The sequence below is a fragment of the Saccharopolyspora antiqui genome, assembly GCF_052246905.1.
GTDB lineage: Bacteria > Actinomycetota > Actinomycetes > Mycobacteriales > Pseudonocardiaceae > Saccharopolyspora.
Window position 1 is genome coordinate 1 of sequence record NZ_JBQQBO010000057.1, and the last position, 1,675, is coordinate 1,675.

Annotated in this window: 1 protein-coding gene; it reads right to left on the reverse strand. The window is 61.8% G+C overall.

The window, feature by feature from the left end:
• Nucleotides 1–7: 7 nt before the first annotated feature.
• Nucleotides 8–1,675: sodium:solute symporter family protein (locus ACTWQN_RS37985; RefSeq protein WP_443208522.1), on the reverse strand; the 1,668-nt coding region annotated here is incomplete at its 5' end.

A 1,675-nucleotide genomic window follows, 5' to 3' on the forward strand; every position in this document is an offset into this window, starting at 1 on the left:
GTGGGGGTTAGCCGAAGGTGATGTTGAGGATGATGATCAGGACCAGGGCGATACCGGCCAGCAGGCCCGGTCGCCGGTACCAGCCGGCGTCCGCACCGGTCGTGGCGGCCGCCAGGCTGCCGCGGGGAGTCAGGGAGTAGACCAGACCGACCAGCTCGGCCTCGGGCTTGGGGCGGGTGGCCAGCGACACCAGCACGCTGACCACGATGTCGACCACGAACGCCGCGCCCGCCCCGACGAAACTCGCGCCCTGCCCCGGCAGGTCCAGCACCCCGGTCTCCGACATCACGAACACCACCACCGCCGAGACAGTGCCCAGCACCAGCCCGGCCCACCCGGCGTGCGCGGTCATCCGCTTCCAGAACATGCCCAGGATGAACGTCGCGAACAGCGGCGCGTTGAAAAACGAGAACAACTGCTGCAGGTAGTCCATCAAGTTCGAATAGCCCGCGGCGATGAACGCCGTACCCACCGCCGCCAGCGTCGCCCCCACCGTCACCCAACGACCCATGCTCAGGTAGTAGTGATCCGGCCGGGACCGCACCACATAGGACTGCCAGATGTCGTAGGTGAACACCGTGTTGAACGACGACAGGTTCGCCGCCATCCCCGCCATGAACGACGCCAACAACCCCGCCAACGCGACCCCCAGGATCCCGTTGGGCAACAGATCCCGCATCAACAACAGGATCGCGTCGTTGTAGTCCACCCCACCAGCACCGGTCTGCTTGTAAGTCACCAACTCCGGGATCAACACCGCCGCGATCATCCCCGGCACGATCACGATGAACGGAATGAACATCTTCGGAAACGCCCCGATGATCGGGGTCCGCTGCGCCGCCGACATCGACTTCGACGCCATCGCCCGCTGCACCTCAACGAAGTTCGTCGTCCAATACCCGAAGCTGAGCACGAACCCCAGCCCGAACACCAACCCCACCACCGACAACACCGGATTGGCGAACCCGGTCAACTCCTCACCCGGCCACGCCGACAACTGCTCCGCACCACCCGGCCCCGCCGACACCTTCGCCACCAACCCCTGCACCCCACCCACCTTCACCAAACCGATGATCGTCAACGGCAACAACGCCGCCACGATCACGAAGAACTGCAACACCTCGTTATAGATCGCCGCCGACAACCCACCCAACGCCGTATACGACAACACGATCGCCGCCGCCAACAACACCGACAACCACAACGGCCACCCCAACAACGCATTCACAATACTGGCCAACAAATACAGATTCACCCCAGCGATCAGAATCTGCGCCACCGCGAAACTGATCCCGTTAACCAGATGCGCCGCCTTCCCAAACCGCCGCAACATGAACTCCGGAACACTCCGCACCTTCGAACCGTAATAAAACGGCATCATCACCACACCCAAAAACAGCATGGCAGGCACCGCACCAACCCAAAAATAATGCATCGTCGGCATACCATACTCAGCCCCATTGGCCGACATGCCGATAATCTCAATCGCACCCAAATTCGCCGAAATAAACGCCAACCCCGTCACCCACGCAGGCAACGCCCGCCCCGACAGGAAAAAATCCAAACTCGTCGACACCGCACGCCGCGCCACATACCCAATACCCAACACAAAAACGAAATACAACGCCAACAACCCATAATCCACAGCATTGGCATCGAGAAGCTGACCCTGGGC